We start from the raw sequence: 19,315 nt of genomic DNA, 5'->3' as shown, positions 1-19,315 counted from the left end.
TTGGCATGCGCTGGGTGTGTATTGTCTTCCCGCAATTGGCGCTGGACGGGGTGCAGCGTGTGCACCCCGAGCCGGACCAGCCACTGGCCCTGCTGGCCGGCACGCCGCAGCGCCGCGTGCTGCAAACTGTCAATGACGCCGCCCGCGCCCTGGGCCTGCGCCCCGGCCAGTCGCTGACGGCGGCCCATGCCCTGGCCAAGACGTTTGCCAGCGCCGAATACGACCCCGCCGAGATCGAGCGCTGGCAGCAATTCCTCGCGGCCTGGGCCTACCGTTTCAGCTCCCAGGTCAGCCTGTATTACCCGCGTGCCTTGTTGTTCGAGATCGAATCGAGCCTGGGCCTGTTCGGCCCGTGGCCGCAGTTCGAAGCGCGTTTGCGCGCGGAACTGACGGAACTGGGCTTTCGTCACCGCATCGTCGCCGCGCCCAACCCGGCCGCAGCGCGGGTGCTGGCCAATCTCTACGACGGCCTGGCCGTGGCTGATGATGAGCAGTTGCAGCAAGCCCTGGCGCCGCTGCCCATCGACCGCGCCGGCCTCGACCCGCAGGCAGCCACGGCCTTGTCGCGCATGGGCCTGCGCACCCTGGCCCAGGTGCAGGCGTTGCCCCGGCATACGCTGGCGCGACGCTTTGACGCCAGCCTGCTCAAGCACCTGGACGCCCTGAGCGGGCAGCGCCCGTTGGCCCTGGCGTTTTATCAGCCGCCGGATCAGTTCGATGTGCGCATCGAGTTGAATTTCGACGTGCAATCCCATCAGGCGCTGCTGTTTCCCTTGCGCCGCTTGACCGGCGATCTGTCCGCCTTCCTCTGTGGGCGCGACAGTGGCGTGCAGCGTTTCGACCTGCACCTGGAACACGCCCAGGCGCCGGACAGCGTGATCAAGGTCGGCCTGCTCAGCGCCGAGCGCGAACCGGCGATGCTGTTCGAACTGGCCCGTGGCCGCCTGGAGCAAGTGCAAGTCACCTCGCCCGTGCGCGGTTTTCGCCTGGTGGCCGAGGACCTGCCGGTATTTGTGCCGCAACGCCAGGATCTGTTCGACGACCGCCCGCAACAAACCCTGCCGTGGGAGCAATTGCGCGAACGCCTGCGTGCACGGCTGGGGGATGACGCGGTGCAGGGCCTGCGTTTTCACGCCGACCATCGCCCCGAATGCGCCTGGCAAGCGGCGGCCGACTGTCGCCCCAGCCCAACCCTGGATAAAGTGCAGCGCCCCGGCTGGTTGCTGAGCGAGCCGACCTTGCTCGCCGAGCAGGGCCTCCAGGTCCTCATGGGGCCGGAGCGTATCGAATCCGGTTGGTGGGACGGCGCCGATATTCGCCGCGACTATTACCTGATCCAGACCCGCGCCGGCCAGCAAGGCTGGGCCTATCGCACCGTGGGCCAGAATGATGGACTGTGGCTGCAAGGCTGGTTTGCATGAGTTACGCCGAGCTGCATTGCCTGTCGAATTTCAGCTTCCAGCGCGGTGCATCCACGGCGCTGGAGCTGTTCGAACGGGCCAAGCAACAGGGCTACAGCGCCCTGGCGATCACCGATGAGTGCACCCTGGCGGGCATCGTTCGCGCCTGGCAGGCGGCGAAGGCGGTAGAGCTGCCACTGATTATCGGCAGCGAGATGCGCATCGACAACGGCCCGAAAGTGGTGCTGCTGGTGGAAAATCTCAGCGGCTACCAGCAACTGTGCCGCTTGATCACCCTGGCCCGGCGTCGCGCCGAAAAGGGCAGTTATCGCCTGCTGCGAGAGGACTTCGAGCAGCCGTTGCCCGGCCTGTTGGCGCTGTGGGTCGCCACAGACACCGACACCCAGGCCGATATCCAATGGCTGCGCCACACCTTCGCCGACCGCCTATGGGTTGCGGTGCAGCTGCATTGTGGCCAGGACGATGCGCGCCACTTGCAACAACGCCTGCAACTGGCCGCCAGCCTGCACCTCCCGGCCGTGGCTTGCGGCGATGTACACATGCATGCCCGTGGCCGCCGCGCCCTGCAAGACACCATGACCGCCATCCGCCATCACGTGCCGGTGGCCGAAGCCGGCACGCGCCTGCATCCCAACGGCGAGCGGCACCTGCGCAGCCTCGACGCCCTGGCCGCGTTGTACCCGCAAGCCTTGCTCGATGAAACCTGCGCCATCGCCCGTCGATGCACCTTCGACCTCAGCCAGTTGCGCTACCACTACCCACGCGAACTGGTGCCCGCCGGCCATGACGCCAAATCCTGGCTGCGCGCCGTGACCGAAGAGGGCATCGCCCAGCGCTGGCCCGAGGGTATCGATGCAAAGACCTTGCAGCAGATCAACAACGAGCTGCAACTGATCAGCGAGCTGGGCTACGAAAGCTACTTCCTCACCGTTCACGACATCGTGCGCTTCGCCCGCAGCCGTTCGATCCTGTGCCAGGGCCGGGGCTCGGCGGCCAACTCGGCGGTGTGTTTTGCCCTGGGGATCACCGAGATCAACCCGAGCCTGACGAGCATGCTGTTCGAGCGCTTCCTGTCGCGCGAACGCAACGAGCCGCCGGACATTGACGTGGACTTCGAACACGAGCGCCGCGAAGAAGTGCTGCAATACGTGTTCCAGCGCTACGGCCGCACGCGCGCGGCGCTGACGGCGGTGGTCAGCAGTTACCACGGCGCCGGCGCGGTGCGCGACGTGGCCAAGGCCCTGGGCTTGCCGCCGGATCAGGTCAACGCCCTGGCCGAGTGCTGCGGGCGCTGGAGCGACGAAGCGCCGCCCCTGGAGCGTCTGCGCGAGGGCGGCTTTGACCCGGACAGCCCGATCCTGCGCCGCGTGCTGACGCTGACCCAGCAATTGATCGGTTTCCCCCGGCACCTGTCCCAGCACCCCGGCGGCTTCGTGATTTCCGAATACCCGCTGGACACGTTGGTGCCGGTGGAAAACGCGGCCATGGCCGAGCGCACCATCATCCAGTGGGACAAGGACGACCTCGACGCCGTCGGCCTGCTCAAGGTGGATATCCTTGCCCTCGGCATGCTCAGTGCGATCCGCCGCTGCTTCGACCTGTTGCGCCGCCATCGTCATCTGGACCTGGCGTTGGCGAGCATTCCCAAGGAATGCCCGGCCACCTACGCGATGATCAGCAAGGCCGACACCATCGGCGTATTCCAGATCGAGTCGCGGGCGCAGATGTCGATGTTGCCGCGCCTGAAACCGCAGACGTTCTACGACCTGGTGATTGAAGTGGCAATTGTGCGCCCGGGGCCGATCCAGGGCGGCATGGTGCACCCGTACCTGCGGCGGCGGAATAAAGAGGAAGAAACCACCTATCCCTCACCGGAGTTGAAAGCGGTGCTGGAACGCACCCTGGGCATTCCACTGTTCCAGGAGCAGGTCATGCAGATCGCCATGGTTGCCGCCGATTACGGCCCCGGCGAGGCGGACCAGTTGCGCCGTTCCATGGCCGCGTGGAAACGTCACGGCGGCCTGGAACCGCATCAGGCGCGCCTGCGCACGGGCATGCTGAAAAACGGCTACAGCGAAGCCTTCGCCGCGCAGATCTTCGAGCAGATCAAGGGCTTTGGCAGTTATGGCTTTCCCGAATCCCACGCGGCCAGTTTCGCCTTGCTGACCTACGCCAGTTGCTGGCTCAAGTGCCACGAACCGGCGGCCTTCGCCTGTGCGCTGATCAACAGCTGGCCCATGGGCTTCTACAGCCCGGACCAGATCCTGCAAGACGCGCGGCGCCATCACTTGCAGATCCGCCCGGTGGATGTGCTGGCCAGTGACTGGGATTGCAGCCTGGAACCCATCGACGGCGCGCAACCGGCGATTCGCATGGGCTTGCGCATGATCGCGGGGTTTCGCGAGGAGGATGGGCGGCGCATCGAGGCGGTGCGCCAACGTCGCCTGTTCAGTGACATTGCCGATCTCGACGAACGTGCCGGGTTGGATGCCCGGGCCCAGGCCTTGCTGGCCGATGCCGGCGCCTTGCGTGCCTTGGCGGGCAACCGGCATGCGGCGCGTTGGGAGGTGGCCGGGGTGCACAAGCAGCTCGGGCTGTTTGCGGGTTTGCCAAGTCCCGACGAGGCAGTGGTGGAACTGCCAGTGCCGACGGTGGGCGAGGACGTGCAGGCCGACTACGCGACGGTCGGCACCACCCTGGGCCCGCATCCGCTGGCATTGCTGCGCGCCGAACTGCGCAAGCGGCGCTGTCGCAGTTCCGAGGAGCTGATGGCGGTGGAGCATGGGCGCACTGTCAGCGTGGCGGGGTTGGTCACCGGTCGTCAGCGCCCCGGCACGGCGAGCGGGGTGACCTTTGTCACCCTGGAGGACGAGTTCGGCAACCTCAATGTGGTGGTCTGGCGCGACCTCGCCGAGCGCCAACGCCAGGCGCTGGTGGGCTCGCGCCTGCTGAAAGTGGACGGGCGCTGGGAAGCGGTGGGCGAGGTGCGGCACCTGATCGCCGGGCGCTTGACCGACCTTACGCCGCTGCTGGACGGGATTCCTGTGCGCAGCCGGGATTTTCACTGAGGGCGGTGGTGCCTGTGCGGTTTAGCGCCTAACGTAGATGCGGTGAAACCATCTGCGTTTGCAGCGCTCCAAAAACTTGACGATGTCTTCTTTGCGCACAGAGCCAACCGATGCAGTTTTTATCCAACCCCCACGGCTGCGAAGGCTGGGCCGGTGAAATGGCCGAGCGCATTCGCGCGTTCGACTGGTCGGCCACCGACCTGGGGCCGATTGACCGCTGGTCCACCAGCCTGGCCTGCAACGTGCAGATGTTGCTGGCGTCCCCCGTGCCCATGGTGATGCTGTGGGGGCGGCTGGGCTACATGATCTACAACGACAGTTATTCGCGCTTTGCCGGCGGCCGCCACCCGTACCTGCTGGGCACGCCGGTGGAGCTGGGCTGGCCGGAAGTCGCCGACTTCAACCGGCATGTGGTGGACACCTGCCTGGCGGGCGGCACCTTGTCGTTCAACAACAAGGACCTGGTATTGCTGCGCAACGGCCAGCCGGAAACCGTGTGGCTGGACCTCTACTACAGCCCGGTCGCCGGCGATCAACAGCAGCCGGCCGGGGTGTTGGCGATTGTGGTCGAAACCACCGAACACGTGCATTCCGAGCGCCTGCGCCAGGAACTCACCCATAATCTTGAACAGCGCGTGGCCGACGAAGTGCAGGCGCGCTCCGCCGCCGAGGAGCAGTTGCGCCAGTCGCAGAAACTGGAAGCCATCGGCGGTCTCACCGGCGGCGTGGCCCACGACTTCAATAACCTGCTGCAAGTGATCGCCGGCAACCTGCACCTGCTGGCGCGCCACGAGCCGGACAACGTACAGGTGCAGCGTCGCGTGGCGGCGGCGATTGCGGCGGTGGAGCGCGGGGCCAAGCTGTCGGCGCAACTGCTCGCGTTTGCCCGGCGCCAACCGTTGTCGCCCGCGGTGTACAACCCGCAGCGCATCTATGCGGGCTTGGGGGAGTTGCTGCAGCGGGCGCTGGGGGAAACCATCCATATCGACGTGCAGATGCCCCAGGATGCCTGGTTTATCAATGTCGATCGCAACCAACTGGAAAATGCGCTGCTCAACCTGGCAATCAACGCCCGCGACGCGATGAAAGGCGAGGGCGTGATCCGCATCACCGGGGAAAACATCATCCTCAACCCCGCCGATTGTGCAGGTAAAAGCATCAAGCCTGGCGAGTACGTACGCCTGGCGGTCACCGATACGGGGGTTGGCATGTCGCCGGTCACCCTCAAGCGTGCGTTCGAGCCGTTCTTCACCACCAAGCGCGAGGGCCACGGCACCGGCCTCGGCCTGAGCATGGTGTTTGGCTTTGTGCGCCAAAGCGGCGGGCATGTGGAGATGTGGAGCGAGGAGGGCAAGGGCACGGTGGTGCAGATGTATTTCCCCCACAGCCTGGAACCGGAAAGCCTCGATGTGCACATCGACCAGGTGCTGCCTGCCGGCGGCCAGGAAACCATCCTGGTGGTGGAAGACAATGAAGGCGTGCGCCTGACCGTGGTCGAACTGCTGCAACAATCGGGCTACACCGTGCTCACCGCCGAAGACGGCGACCGCGCCATGCAGGCGTTGCAAGGCGGCTTGCTGCCGGACCTGATTTTTACCGACGTGGTCATGCCAGGCCGCGTCAAAAGCACCGACCTGGCCGACTGGGCCCGTGCACAGAGCCCGCCCGTGGGGGTACTGTTCACCTCGGGCCACACCCGCGACATTCTTTCCAGCAATCATCTGCTGAGCCCCGACATTCATCTGCTGAGCAAACCCTACAGCCCCGAAGCCCTGACGCAACGGGTCCGCAGCGTGCTCACCGCGCGATAAGGTTGACCATGACTTCACAGCGCAACATCCCTCAATTCCACGGTTTCGTGCGGGTGCGCGGCGCCCGTGAGCACAACCTGCGTAACGTCGATGTGGATATTCCACGGGATGCCCTGGTGGTGTTTACCGGGGTGTCGGGTTCGGGCAAGTCGTCCCTGGCGTTTTCCACGGTGTATGCCGAGGCACAGCGGCGGTATTTCGAATCGGTGGCGCCGTATGCGCGGCGGCTGATCGACCAGGTCGGCGTGCCGGATGTGGACAGCATCGAAGGCCTGCCACCCGCCGTGGCCCTGCAACAACAACGCGGCACGCCGAGTGCGCGCTCATCGGTAGGCAGCGTCACCACCTTGTCGAGCCTGATCCGCATGCTCTATTCCCGCGCCGGCAGCTACCCGCCGGGGCAGGCGATGCTGTATGCCGAGGATTTTTCGCCCAACCTGCCCCAAGGCGCGTGCCCGCAATGCCACGGCCTGGGCCGGGTGTATGAAGTGACCGAAGCGCTGATGGTGCCGGACCCTTCGCTGACGATTCGCCAGCGCGCCGTCGCTTCCTGGCCGTTGGCGTGGCAGGGCCAGAACCAGCGGGACATCCTCGTGACCCTGGGTTATGACGTGGACATTCCCTGGCGTGACCTGCCGAAAAAGCAGCGCGACTGGATTCTGTTCACTGAAGAAACCCCGACCGTGCCGGTGTACGCCGGCTTTACCCCGCAGCAAACCCGCGACGCGCTCAAGCGCAAGCTGGAGCCGAGCTACCAGGGCACTTTCAGCGGTGCGCGGCGCTACGTCCTGCATACCTTCACCCATAGCCAAAGCGCGCTGATGAAAAAGCGCGTGTCACAGTTCATGCAGGGCAGCGCCTGCCCGTTGTGCGAGGGCAAGCGGTTGAACAAGGCGGCGCTGTCGGTGAAGTTTGCCGGGGTGGACATTGGCGAGTTGTCGCAGTTGTCGTTGACCCAACTGGCCGAACTGTTGCGACCGGTGGCGGCGGGGGAGGACAAGATGCACCTGTCGGTGGAAAAGCGCCTGGCCGCGCAACGCATCGCCCAGGATCTGCTGGAGCGGGTCAGCACCTTGACCGAGCTGGGCCTGGGTTATTTGTCCCTGGAGCGCAGCACGCCGACGTTGTCGTCCGGCGAACTGCAACGCTTGCGCCTGGCGACGCAATTGGGTTCCCAGCTGTTTGGCGTGATCTATGTGCTGGATGAACCGTCGGCGGGGCTGCATCCGGCCGATGGCGAGGCGTTGTTCACCGCGTTGGAACGCTTGAAAGCAGCGGGCAATTCGTTGTTTGTGGTGGAGCATGACCTGGAAACCATGCGCCGCGCCGACTGGCTGATCGACGTGGGGCCAGCGGCGGGCGAGCAGGGCGGGCAAGTCTTGTACAGCGGGCCACCGGCGGGACTGGCGCAGATTGACGCGTCACAGACCCGTGAGTATTTGTTTGCCGAAAAAAGCAGCTTGCCTCGGACGTGTCGCGAGCCTCGCGGTTGGCTGAAGCTCGAAGGCGTGACGCGTAACAATCTCAAGGACATGCACGTGGACTTCCCCTTGGGCTGCTTTACGGCGGTCACCGGGATTTCCGGCTCGGGCAAGTCCAGCCTGGTCAGTCAGGCGCTGCTGGAACTGGTGGGCAGCGGCCTGGGTCGCGTGGTCGAAAACGATGAAGAGCCGAGCCTGGAAGACGACGCCCCGCAAACCAGCGGTGGGCGTATCAGCGCCGGCCTGGAGCAGATCCGGCGGCTGGTGCAGGTGGACCAGAAACCCATTGGCCGCACACCACGTTCCAACCTCGCGACCTATACCGGGCTGTTCGACCACGTGCGCAAACTGTTTGCCGCGACGCCGGCGGCGAAAAAGCGCGGTTACGATGCCGGGCAATTTTCCTTCAACGTCGCCAAGGGCCGCTGCCCGAACTGCGAGGGTGAAGGCTTTGTCAGCGTGGAATTGCTGTTTATGCCCAGCGTCTACGCACCGTGCCCGACCTGCCATGGCGCGCGCTACAACCCCGAGACATTGGCCATCCAATGGCAAGGCTTGAGCATCGCCCAGGTGCTGGGGCTGACGGTGGCGCAGGCCGTCGAAGTGTTTGCCGAACAACCCAGCGTGCTGCGCTCGTTGCAGGTGCTGCGCGACATCGGCCTGGGCTACCTGCGCCTGGGCCAGCCGGCCACCGAGCTGTCCGGCGGCGAGGCGCAGCGAATCAAACTGGCGACGGAGCTGCAACGCAATGCGCGGGGCGCCACGTTGTACGTCCTCGATGAACCGACCACCGGCCTGCATCCCCGGGATGTGGACCGCTTGCTCAGCCAGCTCAACCACCTGGTGGACGCCGGGCACACCGTGGTTGTGGTGGAGCATGAGATGCGTGTGGTGGCGCAGAGTGACTGGGTGATCGACATCGGGCCGGGGGCGGGGGACTTGGGCGGGAAGGTGGTTGCTCAGGGAGCGCCACACACCGTGGCCAAAAACAAAACCAGCCGCACTGCGCCATTTTTGGCCCGAGAGCTACCCTGACAGGCACCACCGATCAACCTGTGGGAACGGGCCCCTGTGGGAGCGGGCTTGCCCGCGATGGCGGAGTGTCAGTCACCGATAGTTTGGATGGACTACCGTAATCGCGGGCAAGCCCGCTCCCACAGGGGCCCTCGTCCACATTTAGAGCAGTGTCTTGACCTCAAACATGACAAGACCCCGCGCAATGGTCTAGCTTCAAGGGCGTAAGCCATTGATCAACTTGCGGAGGTACGCCATGCCAGTGAAACACGACCTGTATCAGGACTTGGGGTTGAGCAAGGACGTCATTCACGAACGCAGGGCGGGCGACAAGCGTCTGGATTCGCTGCTCACTCAATACGACGACGCCGACAAGGAGGTGCTGAAGGCCGAATCGGCCAGTGCCAGCGATGAGGATGTGGAGAAGCTGAAGAAGAAGCGGCTGTTGATCAAGGACAAGATTGTGGAGCAGTTGGGTTAACTGATGTTCCTACAGCATTAGGTCATATTTGTTCAGAATTGTCTGGAGGACAGTGCCCGGCGCAGTCCCTATGATGCCCACCGCCCATCCGGCTCTTGGGGGCTTTTACGGTGTAAGGATTACGCCGATGAGCCGGGTGGGTATCTTGTTTCACCCATGCAGCGCTTGAGTGCAGGCCTCTATCGAGCGCTGCTGCGTCTGCTCATACAGCTTCAACTCATCAATCGTCCGCCGCCCCAGCGCCTGCTCAAACTCGGCCCGGTTCGAATTGGCCGCGTAGTGACTTTGCGCCGCATCCCCCAGGTTTGACTGAAAAATCCCCGCCGCACTCACCGGCAGGAAATCTTCGTACACCAACGGTTCCACCGCCACATGACCTGCTGCGATCAGCGCGTCCAGTGTGCGCGGTTGATCGGCTTGGCCGCGTGCCGCCAGGCCTGGTGCGGTGGCGAAGTAGCGGAAGTACGCCAGGCCCTGCTCGCGCATCTGCGCGTGGTTGTCGGGGAAGGCCTGGAAGTGCTGTTCGATCAATTGCACATAACGCGCGGCGTTGCCCTCAGTGGGGAACGCGCCCAGCTCGTCGCGTGCGGCATTCAACAATTGGTCATACAGGGTGCGGCCTTTGGGGGTGAGTGCCACGCCGCGCTGCTCGATCTCGCCGAAACGGGCACTGTGGCTGCCCTGGGCGTCGGTGAAGGCGATGGCTTCGTCGAGGGCCTTGAAGCTGGTCTGGCGCAGCAGGATCGGGCACTGGCGGCGTGGCGGACCTTCGATCACGGCCTTGGGGGTGATGCCTTTGCCGGGCATGGCGGCCTGGACCTGGTCGATGTCCAGGGTGCGCGGCGTCAGGTGGTTGATGTGCGGGCCCTTGAAGGCCACCACGTCGGCGATCAGGCGGTGCTGGTCGCTGAGTTGCTGGTAGTGGGCGCGGGTCACGGTGGCGGTGTGGTGCCAGCGGAAAGTTTCCAGGGCCTCGCGGATAAATTCCTCGGCGTCCACCGCGTTGAGACCGTCAGCCTTTTCCGCCTGTTCGATCAGCGCCAGGGCGCGGTCGGTGAAGATGTTGCGTTTGGCCAGGACGGTTTCGGCAAAGGCGCGCAGTTCGGGGTTTTCGATCAGCTCCAGGCGCAGCAGCGAGGTGAACACGCGAAACGGGCTGGTTTGCAGCGCCTGCTCATGCACCGCACGAAACGCGGTGGAATGCACCGGTACGCCGGCCGGGGTCAGGTCGTAGTAGCCCACCGGTTGCATGCCCATCACCGCAAACAGGCGGCCGATGGTGGCCAGTTCGAAGGCGGTGCCCAGGCGGATGGCGCCGTGGCGTTCCATGTCCAGGCGCTGGATCTCGCCGGTACGTTGCAGCTGTTGCGCCAGCGCTGGCTGGGCGTCGAGCACACGGGTGTTGGTCTCGGCCACCAGCGCCATCAGCGCGCCATACAGTGGGACTTCATCTCGGTACATGTCGGACATCGCCTTGGAAAAGCCCTTGCGGATCTCGTCGGGGCTGACATGTGCAGTGGTAGGCATAGAAAAATTCCTGATGACGGTGGCGATGAACGTGGCCTTTTTCTGGATTTTGTTGAGCGCCCGCGACACTTGCAAACGAAGAATCCTCTGGACTTCATTCCTTGGATGAATGAGATGACGTGAATATGACAAAAATCGTCCGGCTGAAAATTTCATTTTCCGCTGTTTTTCCTAACTAATTCTTCACGCAGTCGCCCCCACCCGGCATGAAAGAATCGTCACGTTCGCAAGGATGAAAACGCCGTTTTACACATCACACACATAAAAAAATGTTTAGGGGCCGTCGTTAATGAAAATTTCTACACTGGCGTTGTCGATCACCGCCGCCGTTCTTGCACAACACGCGTTAGCTGATGATTTCGGGCTCGGCTCCCTGGGCACGGGCACCGGTCACAGCGGTTTCCTGGAAGACAGCCATGCCTCCGTGAGCTCGCGGACCATGTACTACAGCGCTGACAACCGCTCGGGCACCAACAACGACCTGCGCGAAACCGCCACCGCGCTGCGGTTTGACTACAAGTCCGGCTTCACCCAAGGCACCGTGGGCGTCGGTTTTGACCTGATGGCGTTCGGCGCCCTGCGCCTGGATGGCGGCGATGGCCACACCGCAGGCGCGGGTCTGGCGGGTAACGGCAACAGCTTCTTCCCGACGAAGAACAACGGCACTGAACCGGCCGACTCTTTTGGTCGTGCCGCGGGCAACGTGAAGTTCCGTATTTCCCAGACCGAGTTGCACGTCGGTGGTGGCTTGGCGCCGGTGTTGCCGATCCTGGTGTCCAACGACAGCCGCGTGGCCCCGCAAACCTTTGATGGCGGCATCCTGACGTCGAGCGATATTCCCAACGTGACCTTCACCGGCGGTGAACTGAACCGCGCCGAAGGCCGTGCCTCCAGCAACTCCACCGGTTTGAGTGTGGCGGGTGGTCAGCGCGACAGCGACAGCTTCAAGTTCGGGGGGGTGGACTACAAGCCGTTTGGTTCTTCCGACAACGTCATCGCGAAAAACCTGACGTTGCAGTACTACTACGCCCAACTGCAAGACTTCTACAAACAGAACTACTTCGGCCTGGTCCACGTACTGCCGCTGGGCAATGACCAATCGTTCAAGACTGACCTGCGCTACTTCGACAGCAGCAGCGACGGCAAGAACGGCCAGAGCGGCTACCAGTTCAACAACAACGGCGGCTATGCCCGGCACGCCAACGAAGTCGACAACAAAACCTACAGTGCGGCCTTCACCTACCAACTGGGCGGCAGCAGCCTGATGCTTGGCCATATTGGCGTGGGTGACGACGGCGGCTTTGTCTGGGTGAACCAGGGCAGCCTGGCTGATCCGCACGCACAAGGTGCCGGTGGCAGCGACTTCTACCTGTTCACCGACGCCGTGGTCGGCCAGTTCTCCCGTGCGGGCGAGCAGGTCAACTTTGGTCAGTATTCGTATGACTTCAAGGCCTACGTACCTGGCTTGAAGGCGTCCGTGGCGTACCTGGATGGCCGGGATATCAAGGCGAAGGTGGCCGGTGGGCCTGACCAGAAAGAAAACGAGGCCGACTTCCGCCTGGACTACGTAGTGCAGGCCGGTCCTCTGAAAGGCTTCGGTACCACCTTCCGTACCGGTACCTACCACGGCAAGAACACCGGCACTGCCGATCAGGATCAAACCCGCCTGATCTTCAACTACACCTACGCGATCTTCTAAACCTTCATGTGCACACGGGCGTGGATGGGTCCTACACTGCACCTCACCTTGTAGGCGCAGGAGGACCCATGACGGCCACGCCCGTAACGCGGATTTCTGACACGATCGAAGGCCAACGCCTGGCAACCAGCGACGCCGAGCGCTGGCGCGAGTGGGGCCCCTACCTGAGCGAACGCCAATGGGGCACGGTGCGCGAAGACTACAGCGCCGATGGCGACGCCTGGGCCTACTTCCCCCATGACCATGCACGCAGCCGCTCCTACCGTTGGGGCGAGGACGGCCTGGCGGGCTTCAGTGACAAGGCGCAACGCTGGTGCCTGGGCCTGGCCCTGTGGAACGAGCGCGATGGAATCATCAAGGAGCGCCTGTTCGGCCTGAACAACGCCGAGGGCAACCACGGTGAAGACGTCAAGGAACTGTACTTTTTCGTCGATGGCGTACCGAGCCATGCCTACATGCGCATGCTCTACAAATACCCCCATGCTGCCTTTCCGTACGCAGACCTGATCGCCGAGAACGCCCGCCGTGGGCTGGCTGACGCCGAGTACGAAATCCTCGATACCGGAGTATTCGAAGACAACCGCTACTGCGACGTCAGTGTTGAATACGCCAAGCATCAACCCGATGATATTTTCATGCGCATCACCGTGCATAACCGTTCGGATCAGCCGACGCGGTTACAGGTGTTGCCGCAGTTGTGGGCGCGCAATGATTGGAGCTGGACCGAGGGCGCGCCCAAACCACAGCTGACCCAGGACGGCGACCATGTACTGGCACGCCATCATGAATTGCCTGACCGCCACCTTAGTGCGTGGGGGCAAGAGGGGGCCGAGTGGTTGTTCTGTGAAAACGAAAGCAACTATCCACGGCTGAATGGGCAACCGGCGCCGGGGCCGTTCAAGGATGGCGTCAACGACTACGTGGTCAGCGGCGTCCAGTCGGCGATTCGCCATGACCGCGGCACCAAAGTCGCGGCGCGGTTTATCCTCGAGCTGGCGGGCCTGGAACGCAAAATGATCTACCTGCGGTTTGCCCCCGTGGACGCTCCCCAGGTCAACGCACGCAAGCTGTTTGAACAGCGCCGCCAGGAAGCCGACGATTTCTACGCGGCCTTGCAGCAGGGCATGGCGTCTGAGGACGCCCGCAACGTACAGCGTCAGGCGCTGGCCGGTTTGCTGTGGTCCAAGCAGCTGTACTATTTCGATGTGAACCAATGGCTCGATGGCGACCCGGCCCAGCCCGCGCCACCGCCTGAACGCTTGCATATCCGCAATACCCATTGGCGGCACCTGTCCAACGTCGACATCCTCTCCATGCCCGATACCTGGGAATACCCGTGGTACGCCTCCTGGGACCAGGGCTTCCAGGCCGTGGCCATGGCGCTGATCGATCCGGCGTACGCCAAGCAACAGCTGTTGCTGCTGGTCAAGGATCGTTTCATGCACCCCAACGGCCAGTTGCCGGCGTATGAATGGCGCTTCGACGACGCCACCCCGCCGGTGCACGCCTGGGCCAGTTGGCGCGTGTATCAGCAGGACAAGGCGCTGACCGGCGTAGGCGATATGGACTTCCTGGAAAGGATATTCCACAAGCTGCTGCTGAATTTTTCCTGGTGGGTCAACCGCAAGGATGCCGAGGGGCGCAATCTGTTCCAGGGCGGGTTCCTGGGGCTGGACAATATTGCCTTGTTCGACCGCTCGGCCGCGCTGCCGCCGGGTTATCAGCTGGATCAGGCCGACGGTACGGCGTGGGTCGCCGCGTATGCGCTGGACTTGATGCGCATCGCCCTGGAGTTGGCCAAGCGCAATGCCGTGTACGTGGACATCGGCGTGAAGTTTTTCGAGCACTTCTTGTACATCGCCGGGGCTATCAACCGCGTGGATGACAGCGCCGAAGGCTTGTGGGATGAACAGGACCAGTTTTTCTACGACGTCCTGCACCGCCCCGACGGCAGTAACGAACCGGTACGCCTGCGCTCCATGGTCGGGCTGATGCCCCTGTTTGCCGTGCTGGTGCTGGAACAGCACGAGCATGAAGGCCTGGAAGGGTTGCGCGAGCGTTTGCTGGGGTTCATGAAGCACAGGCCCGACTTGGCCAAGCTGGTGTCGCGCTGGAACGAACCGGGCCAGGGCAATCGCCTGTTGCTGGCGCTGCTGCGCGGTGAGCGCACCAAGGACCTGCTGCGGCGCATGCTCGATGACGCCGAGTTCTTGTCGGCGTTTGGTGTGCGCTCATTGTCCAAGGCGTTTGCCGAGCAGCCGCTGGCGTTGAAGATGAACGGCAATACGTTATGTGCAAGCTACCAGCCCGGCGAATCCGACTCGCGTTTGTATGGTGGCAACTCCAATTGGCGCGGGCCGTTGTGGATGCCGGTGAACTATATGCTGATCGAATCGCTGCGGGAATTTCACCGCTACTACGCCGACAACTTTTCGGTGGAGTACCCGACGGGCAGTGGTTATCTGGCATCGCTGGAGGAAGTGGCTGACAGCCTCAGCGCGCGGCTGACGGGGTTGTTTCTAAGGGACGAGGATGGGCTGCGGCCATCGATGGCGGGGTATGCGCAGTTGGAAGCGGACCCGGCGAGCCGTGACCTGGTGCTGTTCCATGAGTATTTCCATGGCGAAACCGGGCGCGGGTTGGGGGCGTCGCATCAGACCGGGTGGAGTGCGTTGGTAGCGTTGTTGCTGCAGCCAAAAAACTGAGCATCACAGCAGATCAAAATGTGGGAGCGGGCTTGCCCGCGAATGCGGTGCGTCAGTCACTGAATGTATTGACTGATACGCCGCAATCGCGGGCAAGCCCGCTCCCACACAAGCCCGCTCCCACAGGGATTCAGGCTGGACCTTGAATCAGGAAGGGAACAGCTCGCTCAGCTTCATCGCCAGCATCATGTCGCCTTCGGTGCGCAGTTTGCCGCCCATGAAGGCCTGCATGCCGTCGGTGGAACCGTCAACGATGCCTTCCAGGGTTTCGCTGTCCATGACCAGCGTCACTTGGGCGTCTGGGTTTTCGCCTTCCTGCAATTCGCAGGTCTTGTCCTTGACGATCAGGGAGAAGTTCTTGGTGTCGTCGATGCGGAAACCGAATACCAGGTCCAGGCCGTCAGCGGCGCCTGGGTTGAATTTGGCTTTCATTGCTTCTACAGCTTTGGCTACGTCAGTCATGGTTTCGATCCTTTTATGGTGAGTCCAGTGACCTTGGGGTCACGGTTGGCCGCAGCTCATCGGAAGGTGATGAGCTGCGGCGCCTTCAACAGTTGCAAGTGGGTGTGGCTGTTGAAGGAAGCCAGGGCCACCTCGCGACCGCGGAATTTCAGCTGGTTGAGCGAGGTGTTAACAATTTGCCAGTTCAGTTCGAAGGCCTGGGCGGCAGGCATCCGGGTAATCAGGTGGAGCAGGGCAGTGATGGTGCCGCCGGAAGTAAACACGGCGATTTTCTGCGCGTTGTCCGCCGCTTCGAGAATGCGTTGCAGGCCACCCTGGACCCGTTCGACAAACCCCAGCCAGCTCTCCAGCCCCGGTGGGTCATAGGTGCCGGCCAGCCAGCGTTCGATAATCAGGGCGAAGATGCGCTGGAACTCGCTGCGGTTCTGCGCGGCATTGCGCAGGATCTCCAGGGCTTCGGGTTCGCTGGTGAGCAGGTCGGGGAGCAGGGCGCGGATGATTGCATCGGCGTCGAACTCGTTGAAGGCGCTGTCCACCTCGACTGCCGGTACCGGCAGGCCGCGGGCGCTGTACTGCTCGAAGGCGGCGCTGGCGGTGTGCTGCTGGCGGCGCAGGTCGCCGGCGAGGCAGCGGTCGAACGTCACGCCCAGATCGGCCAGGTGGCGCCCGAGCACTTGCGCTTGTTCCACGCCGACGGGCGACAGGACGTCATAGTCGTCTGCACCGAAGGAGGCTTGGCCATGTCGAATCAGATAGATGCTGCCCACGTCCGTTTTCCCGGTACGTTGAAAGTCTGGCGAGGTTATGGGGATGCCTGCGAGCTGTCAATGGAAAAACATACGCTTGTTTTAAAAGCCCGTTGGAGGCCCGCTTGCTGGCGGTTTGATCACTGGCCCGAACGCGGTGCCGCCGGTATGCTGGGGCAATCCGCGCCTGGCGCACTGCACTTGTAAGGAGCAACATGGATTTTCTGGCCGAATACGCGAGCTTCTTAGCGAAGACCGTCACCCTGGTGGTCGCTATTCTGGTGGTACTGATCAGCTTCGCCGCCTTGCGCAGCAAAGGTCGTCGCAAATCCGCTGGCCAATTGCAGGTCAGCAAACTCAATGATTTCTACAAGGGCCTGCGCGAGCGCCTGGAATCCACCCTGCTCGACAAGGACCAGCTCAAGGCCTTGCGCAAGTCCGAAAGCAAAGCCGAAAAGAAGAACAGCAAGAAAAAGCCCGAGGCCAAGCCACGGGTGTTTGTGCTGGATTTCAATGGCGACATCAAGGCCTCGGCCACCGAAAGCCTGCGCCATGAAATCACTGCGCTGCTCAGCCTTGCCACACCCAAGGACGAAGTGGTGCTGCGCCTGGAAAGCGGTGGCGGCATGGTCCATAGCTACGGCCTGGCGTCGTCGCAACTGGCGCGTATCCGCCAGGCGGGCGTGCCGCTGACCGTGTGCATCGACAAGGTCGCGGCCAGCGGCGGCTACATGATGGCGTGCATCGGCGAGAAAATTATCAGCGCCCCGTTCGCCATCCTCGGTTCGATTGGCGTGGTCGCGCAGCTGCCCAACGTCAACCGCTTGCTGAAAAAGCACGACATCGACTTTGAAGTGCTGACCGCCGGTGAGTACAAACGCACCCTCACGGTGTTTGGCGAAAATACCGAGAAGGGCCGGGAGAAGTTCCAGGAAGACCTGGATATCACCCATCAGTTGTTCAAGAACTTCGTCTCGCGCTATCGCCCGCAGTTGGCGATCGATGAGGTGGCGACTGGGGAAGTGTGGCTGGGTGTTGCCGCGCTCGACAAACAACTGGTGGACGAACTGCAAACCAGCGACGAATACCTGGCGACCAAGGCCAAGACCGCCGAGGTGTTCCACCTGCACTATGCCGAGCGCAAAAGCTTGCAGGAACGTGTGGGCCTGGCGGCCAGCGGTTCAGTGGACCGCGTGCTGCTGACCTGGTGGAGCCGGTTGACCCAGCAGCGCTTTTGGTAATCCGACCTCTCGGATGTTAGCAGTCCCTTGTGGGAGCGGGCTTGCCCGCGAATGCGGTGGATCAGTCACTCATGTATCGACTGACGCCCTGTAATCGCGGGCAAGCCCGCTCCCACATTGATCGGGTAGCGCATCAGCAGCCCCACCACCAACGCCCCCAGCAACCCCAACCATCCCGCCACCCACAACACCCCACCGAAACCACCGACAAACGCCTGCTGTGCCAGCGGTTGCACACCGGCCCTTGCCGACGCCGGCAACAACCCCATCGCCGCTGGCATGTCACCGGCCACCACCCGCGACGCGATCCCGGCCACCTGGCCCTGCCACTGCGCATCGATACTCGCCGCCAACAATTGCTCGCTGTGGCTGCTTAACAACGCCCCATACACGCCAATGGCCAGCATGATTGCGCTGAAACGCATGGTGGTACTCATCCCCGAGGCCATCCCGACACGGTCGCGCGGCACGCAGGCCATGATGTTTTTCTGCGTATCGCCATTGAGCAAGCCCGCGCCGGCCCCCGTGATCGCAATCGCCAAGGCGAAGGGCAGGTAACCGCCCGCATTCACCGCCCACGCGCTGAGCAAGTTGCCGCAGCCCACCAGGGTCAAGCCGGCGGCCATCATCGTCGCCGGGGTAAAACGCCCCGCCAGGCGTGCGCCGATGCGGGGGCATACCAGCATGGTCAGGGCGAACGGCAACATGCCCAGGCCCGACGCGATGGCGGAGAACCTCAGGCCGTTCTGCAGGTAGAAGGGCAGCAGCGTCATCATCACTTGCGCGCACCCGGCGTAGGCAAACATCCCGAGCAAGGCGCCGATAAAACGCGGGTGGCGAAACAGTTGCAGGTCCACCATAGGCCGTTGCTGCACGCGTTCGACCAGCACAAATACGGCCAACAGCGCCGCGCCACCTAGCAGGCGCGCATAGGTCAGCGGGTTGTCCCAGCCGATGCGGTTGGCCTCGATCAGCCCCCAGATCAGGCACAGCAGGCTGGCGCTGAACGCCAGGCTGCCCCAGGGATCAAGGCGGGCGGACTGGGTATCGCGGGATTCCGGGATGGCCCGCAGTACCAGCGCCATCAGTGCCAGGCCCACGGGCAGGTTGAGGTAGAAAATCCAGCGCCAGCCCAGGTACTCGGTAATCAGACCGCCGAGGGTCGGCGCGGCGGTCATCGCCACGCCCATGCACGCGCCCCAGAAGGCCCAGGCTTTGGCGCGCTCCACCTCATCGTGGAAGGTGTGGCCGATGGACGCCAGGGCCGAGGTCAGCAACAGCGCTGCACCGACGCCTTTGACGGCGCGGGCGATGTCCAGCCACAACGCGCTGGGCGCAGCGCCGCAACCCAGGGACGCGAGGATGAAAATACTCAAGCCCCAGACCAGGGTTTTCTTGCGCCCGAAGCGGTCGGCAAGGCTGCCGGCGGGCAACAGCAGCGCGGCGAAGGCCAGCATATAGGCGCTGACGACCCACTCGATATCGGCGAAATTGGCCCCCAGGTCGCGGGCGATGCTTGGCAGGGTGACCGCGACGATATTGGTGTCGAGCACAATCAGCGAGCAGACGCCGGAGGCGGTGAGCAACGTCAAGCGTGGGCTGACGGGCTTCATGGGCAGATTACCCGGCAGGCAATGGTGGGTGTGAAATCGCAAGGCA

Annotated in this window: 12 protein-coding genes; 8 read left to right on the top strand and 4 right to left on the bottom strand. The window is 63.3% G+C overall.

Translation table 11 applies throughout. From position 1 onward, the window contains the following. Positions 1-5 precede the first annotated feature (5 nt). The 5 genes from B348_RS0116950 to B348_RS0116930 all read left to right on the top strand — a co-directional run bounded on the left by B348_RS0116950 (position 6) and on the right by B348_RS0116930 (position 9,276). Entirely contained in the window at positions 6-1,421 is a 1,416-nt protein-coding gene (locus tag B348_RS0116950; protein ID WP_017737260.1) for a DNA polymerase Y family protein, read from the top strand. Continuing rightward, the gene (locus B348_RS0116945) at positions 1,418-4,489 is read left to right on the top strand and encodes an error-prone DNA polymerase (RefSeq protein ID WP_017737259.1); all 3,072 of its coding nucleotides are present in this window, start codon (positions 1,418-1,420) and stop codon (positions 4,487-4,489) included. Before B348_RS0116950 ends, B348_RS0116945 begins: the two co-directional genes overlap by 4 nt. A 110-nt stretch (positions 4,490-4,599) precedes the next feature. Further along, complete coding sequence (locus tag B348_RS0116940) at positions 4,600-6,300, top strand: ATP-binding protein (protein WP_017737258.1); 1,701 nt, start codon at positions 4,600-4,602, stop codon at positions 6,298-6,300. A gap of 8 nt (positions 6,301-6,308) precedes the next feature. After that, positions 6,309-8,816 carry an excinuclease ABC subunit UvrA gene (uvrA, locus tag B348_RS0116935; RefSeq protein WP_017737257.1) on the top strand — a complete coding sequence of 836 codons (2,508 nt, stop codon included), beginning with the start codon at positions 6,309-6,311 and terminating at the stop codon, positions 8,814-8,816. Positions 8,817-9,051: 235 nt separating this feature from the next. Beyond that, the gene (locus tag B348_RS0116930) at positions 9,052-9,276 is read left to right on the top strand and encodes a DUF465 domain-containing protein (protein WP_017737256.1); all 225 of its coding nucleotides are present in this window, start codon (positions 9,052-9,054) and stop codon (positions 9,274-9,276) included. A 150-nt stretch (positions 9,277-9,426) separates the two neighbouring features. Here B348_RS0116930 and B348_RS0116925 read toward each other — a convergent pair whose 3' ends face one another. Then, the gene (locus B348_RS0116925) at positions 9,427-10,803 is read right to left on the bottom strand and encodes a VOC family protein (RefSeq protein ID WP_026136840.1); all 1,377 of its coding nucleotides are present in this window, start codon (positions 10,801-10,803) and stop codon (positions 9,427-9,429) included. Positions 10,804-11,092: 289 nt separating this feature from the next. On the opposite strand from B348_RS0116925, the gene B348_RS0116920 reads away from it, so the two are divergent. Both B348_RS0116920 and B348_RS0116915 read left to right on the top strand, forming a co-directional pair. Beyond that, positions 11,093-12,502 carry an OprD family outer membrane porin gene (locus B348_RS0116920; RefSeq protein WP_026136839.1) on the top strand — a complete coding sequence of 470 codons (1,410 nt, stop codon included), beginning with the start codon at positions 11,093-11,095 and terminating at the stop codon, positions 12,500-12,502. Positions 12,503-12,570: 68 nt separating this feature from the next. Then, positions 12,571-15,207 (top strand): glucosidase, encoded by a 2,637-nt coding sequence (locus tag B348_RS0116915; RefSeq protein WP_017737253.1) that lies wholly within the window; start codon positions 12,571-12,573, stop codon positions 15,205-15,207. A 147-nt stretch (positions 15,208-15,354) separates the two neighbouring features. On the opposite strand, the gene B348_RS0116910 is transcribed toward B348_RS0116915, so the two are convergent. Together B348_RS0116910 and B348_RS0116905 are read right to left on the bottom strand one after the other, a co-directional pair. Beyond that, positions 15,355-15,669: an SCP2 sterol-binding domain-containing protein gene (locus B348_RS0116910; RefSeq protein ID WP_026136838.1), complete on the bottom strand. Its 315-nt coding sequence runs from the start codon at positions 15,667-15,669 to the stop codon at positions 15,355-15,357. Positions 15,670-15,725: 56 nt separating this feature from the next. Continuing rightward, on the bottom strand, positions 15,726-16,436 hold the full coding sequence (locus tag B348_RS0116905) for a histidine phosphatase family protein (protein WP_017737251.1): 711 nt from the start codon (positions 16,434-16,436) through the stop codon (positions 15,726-15,728). 194 nt (positions 16,437-16,630) lie between these two features. On the opposite strand from B348_RS0116905, the gene sohB reads away from it, so the two are divergent. After that, complete coding sequence (gene sohB / locus B348_RS0116900) at positions 16,631-17,656, top strand: protease SohB (RefSeq protein WP_017737250.1); 1,026 nt, start codon at positions 16,631-16,633, stop codon at positions 17,654-17,656. Between the two features lie 65 nt (positions 17,657-17,721). Here the strand turns inward: sohB and B348_RS01000000130090 are convergent, their stop codons facing one another. Further along, on the bottom strand, positions 17,722-19,269 hold the full coding sequence (locus B348_RS01000000130090) for an MFS transporter (RefSeq protein ID WP_017737249.1): 1,548 nt from the start codon (positions 19,267-19,269) through the stop codon (positions 17,722-17,724). Between the last annotated feature and the right edge of the window lie 46 nt (positions 19,270-19,315).

Origin of the sequence: Pseudomonas sp. CBZ-4 (assembly GCF_000346755.1) — a bacterium.
Taxonomy (GTDB): Bacteria; Pseudomonadota; Gammaproteobacteria; order Pseudomonadales; family Pseudomonadaceae; genus Aquipseudomonas.
This window is presented reverse-complemented; position numbering and strand designations above follow the sequence as displayed.

Bases quoted from the DNA above. Each gene is read 5' to 3' on its own strand.
- B348_RS0116950 (WP_017737260.1), top strand. From the start codon at position 6: ATGCGCTGGGTGTGTATTGTCTTCCCGCAATTGGCGCTGGACGGGGTG.
- B348_RS0116945 (WP_017737259.1), top strand. From the start codon at position 1,418: ATGAGTTACGCCGAGCTGCATTGCCTGTCGAATTTCAGCTTCCAGCGC.
- B348_RS0116940 (WP_017737258.1), top strand. From the start codon at position 4,600: ATGCAGTTTTTATCCAACCCCCACGGCTGCGAAGGCTGGGCCGGTGAA.
- uvrA (WP_017737257.1), top strand. From the start codon at position 6,309: ATGACTTCACAGCGCAACATCCCTCAATTCCACGGTTTCGTGCGGGTG.
- B348_RS0116930 (WP_017737256.1), top strand. From the start codon at position 9,052: ATGCCAGTGAAACACGACCTGTATCAGGACTTGGGGTTGAGCAAGGAC.
- B348_RS0116925 (WP_026136840.1), bottom strand. From the start codon at position 10,803: ATGCCTACCACTGCACATGTCAGCCCCGACGAGATCCGCAAGGGCTTT.
- B348_RS0116920 (WP_026136839.1), top strand. From the start codon at position 11,093: ATGAAAATTTCTACACTGGCGTTGTCGATCACCGCCGCCGTTCTTGCA.
- B348_RS0116915 (WP_017737253.1), top strand. From the start codon at position 12,571: ATGACGGCCACGCCCGTAACGCGGATTTCTGACACGATCGAAGGCCAA.
- B348_RS0116910 (WP_026136838.1), bottom strand. From the start codon at position 15,669: ATGACTGACGTAGCCAAAGCTGTAGAAGCAATGAAAGCCAAATTCAAC.
- sohB (WP_017737250.1), top strand. From the start codon at position 16,631: ATGGATTTTCTGGCCGAATACGCGAGCTTCTTAGCGAAGACCGTCACC.
- B348_RS01000000130090 (WP_017737249.1), bottom strand. From the start codon at position 19,269: ATGAAGCCCGTCAGCCCACGCTTGACGTTGCTCACCGCCTCCGGCGTC.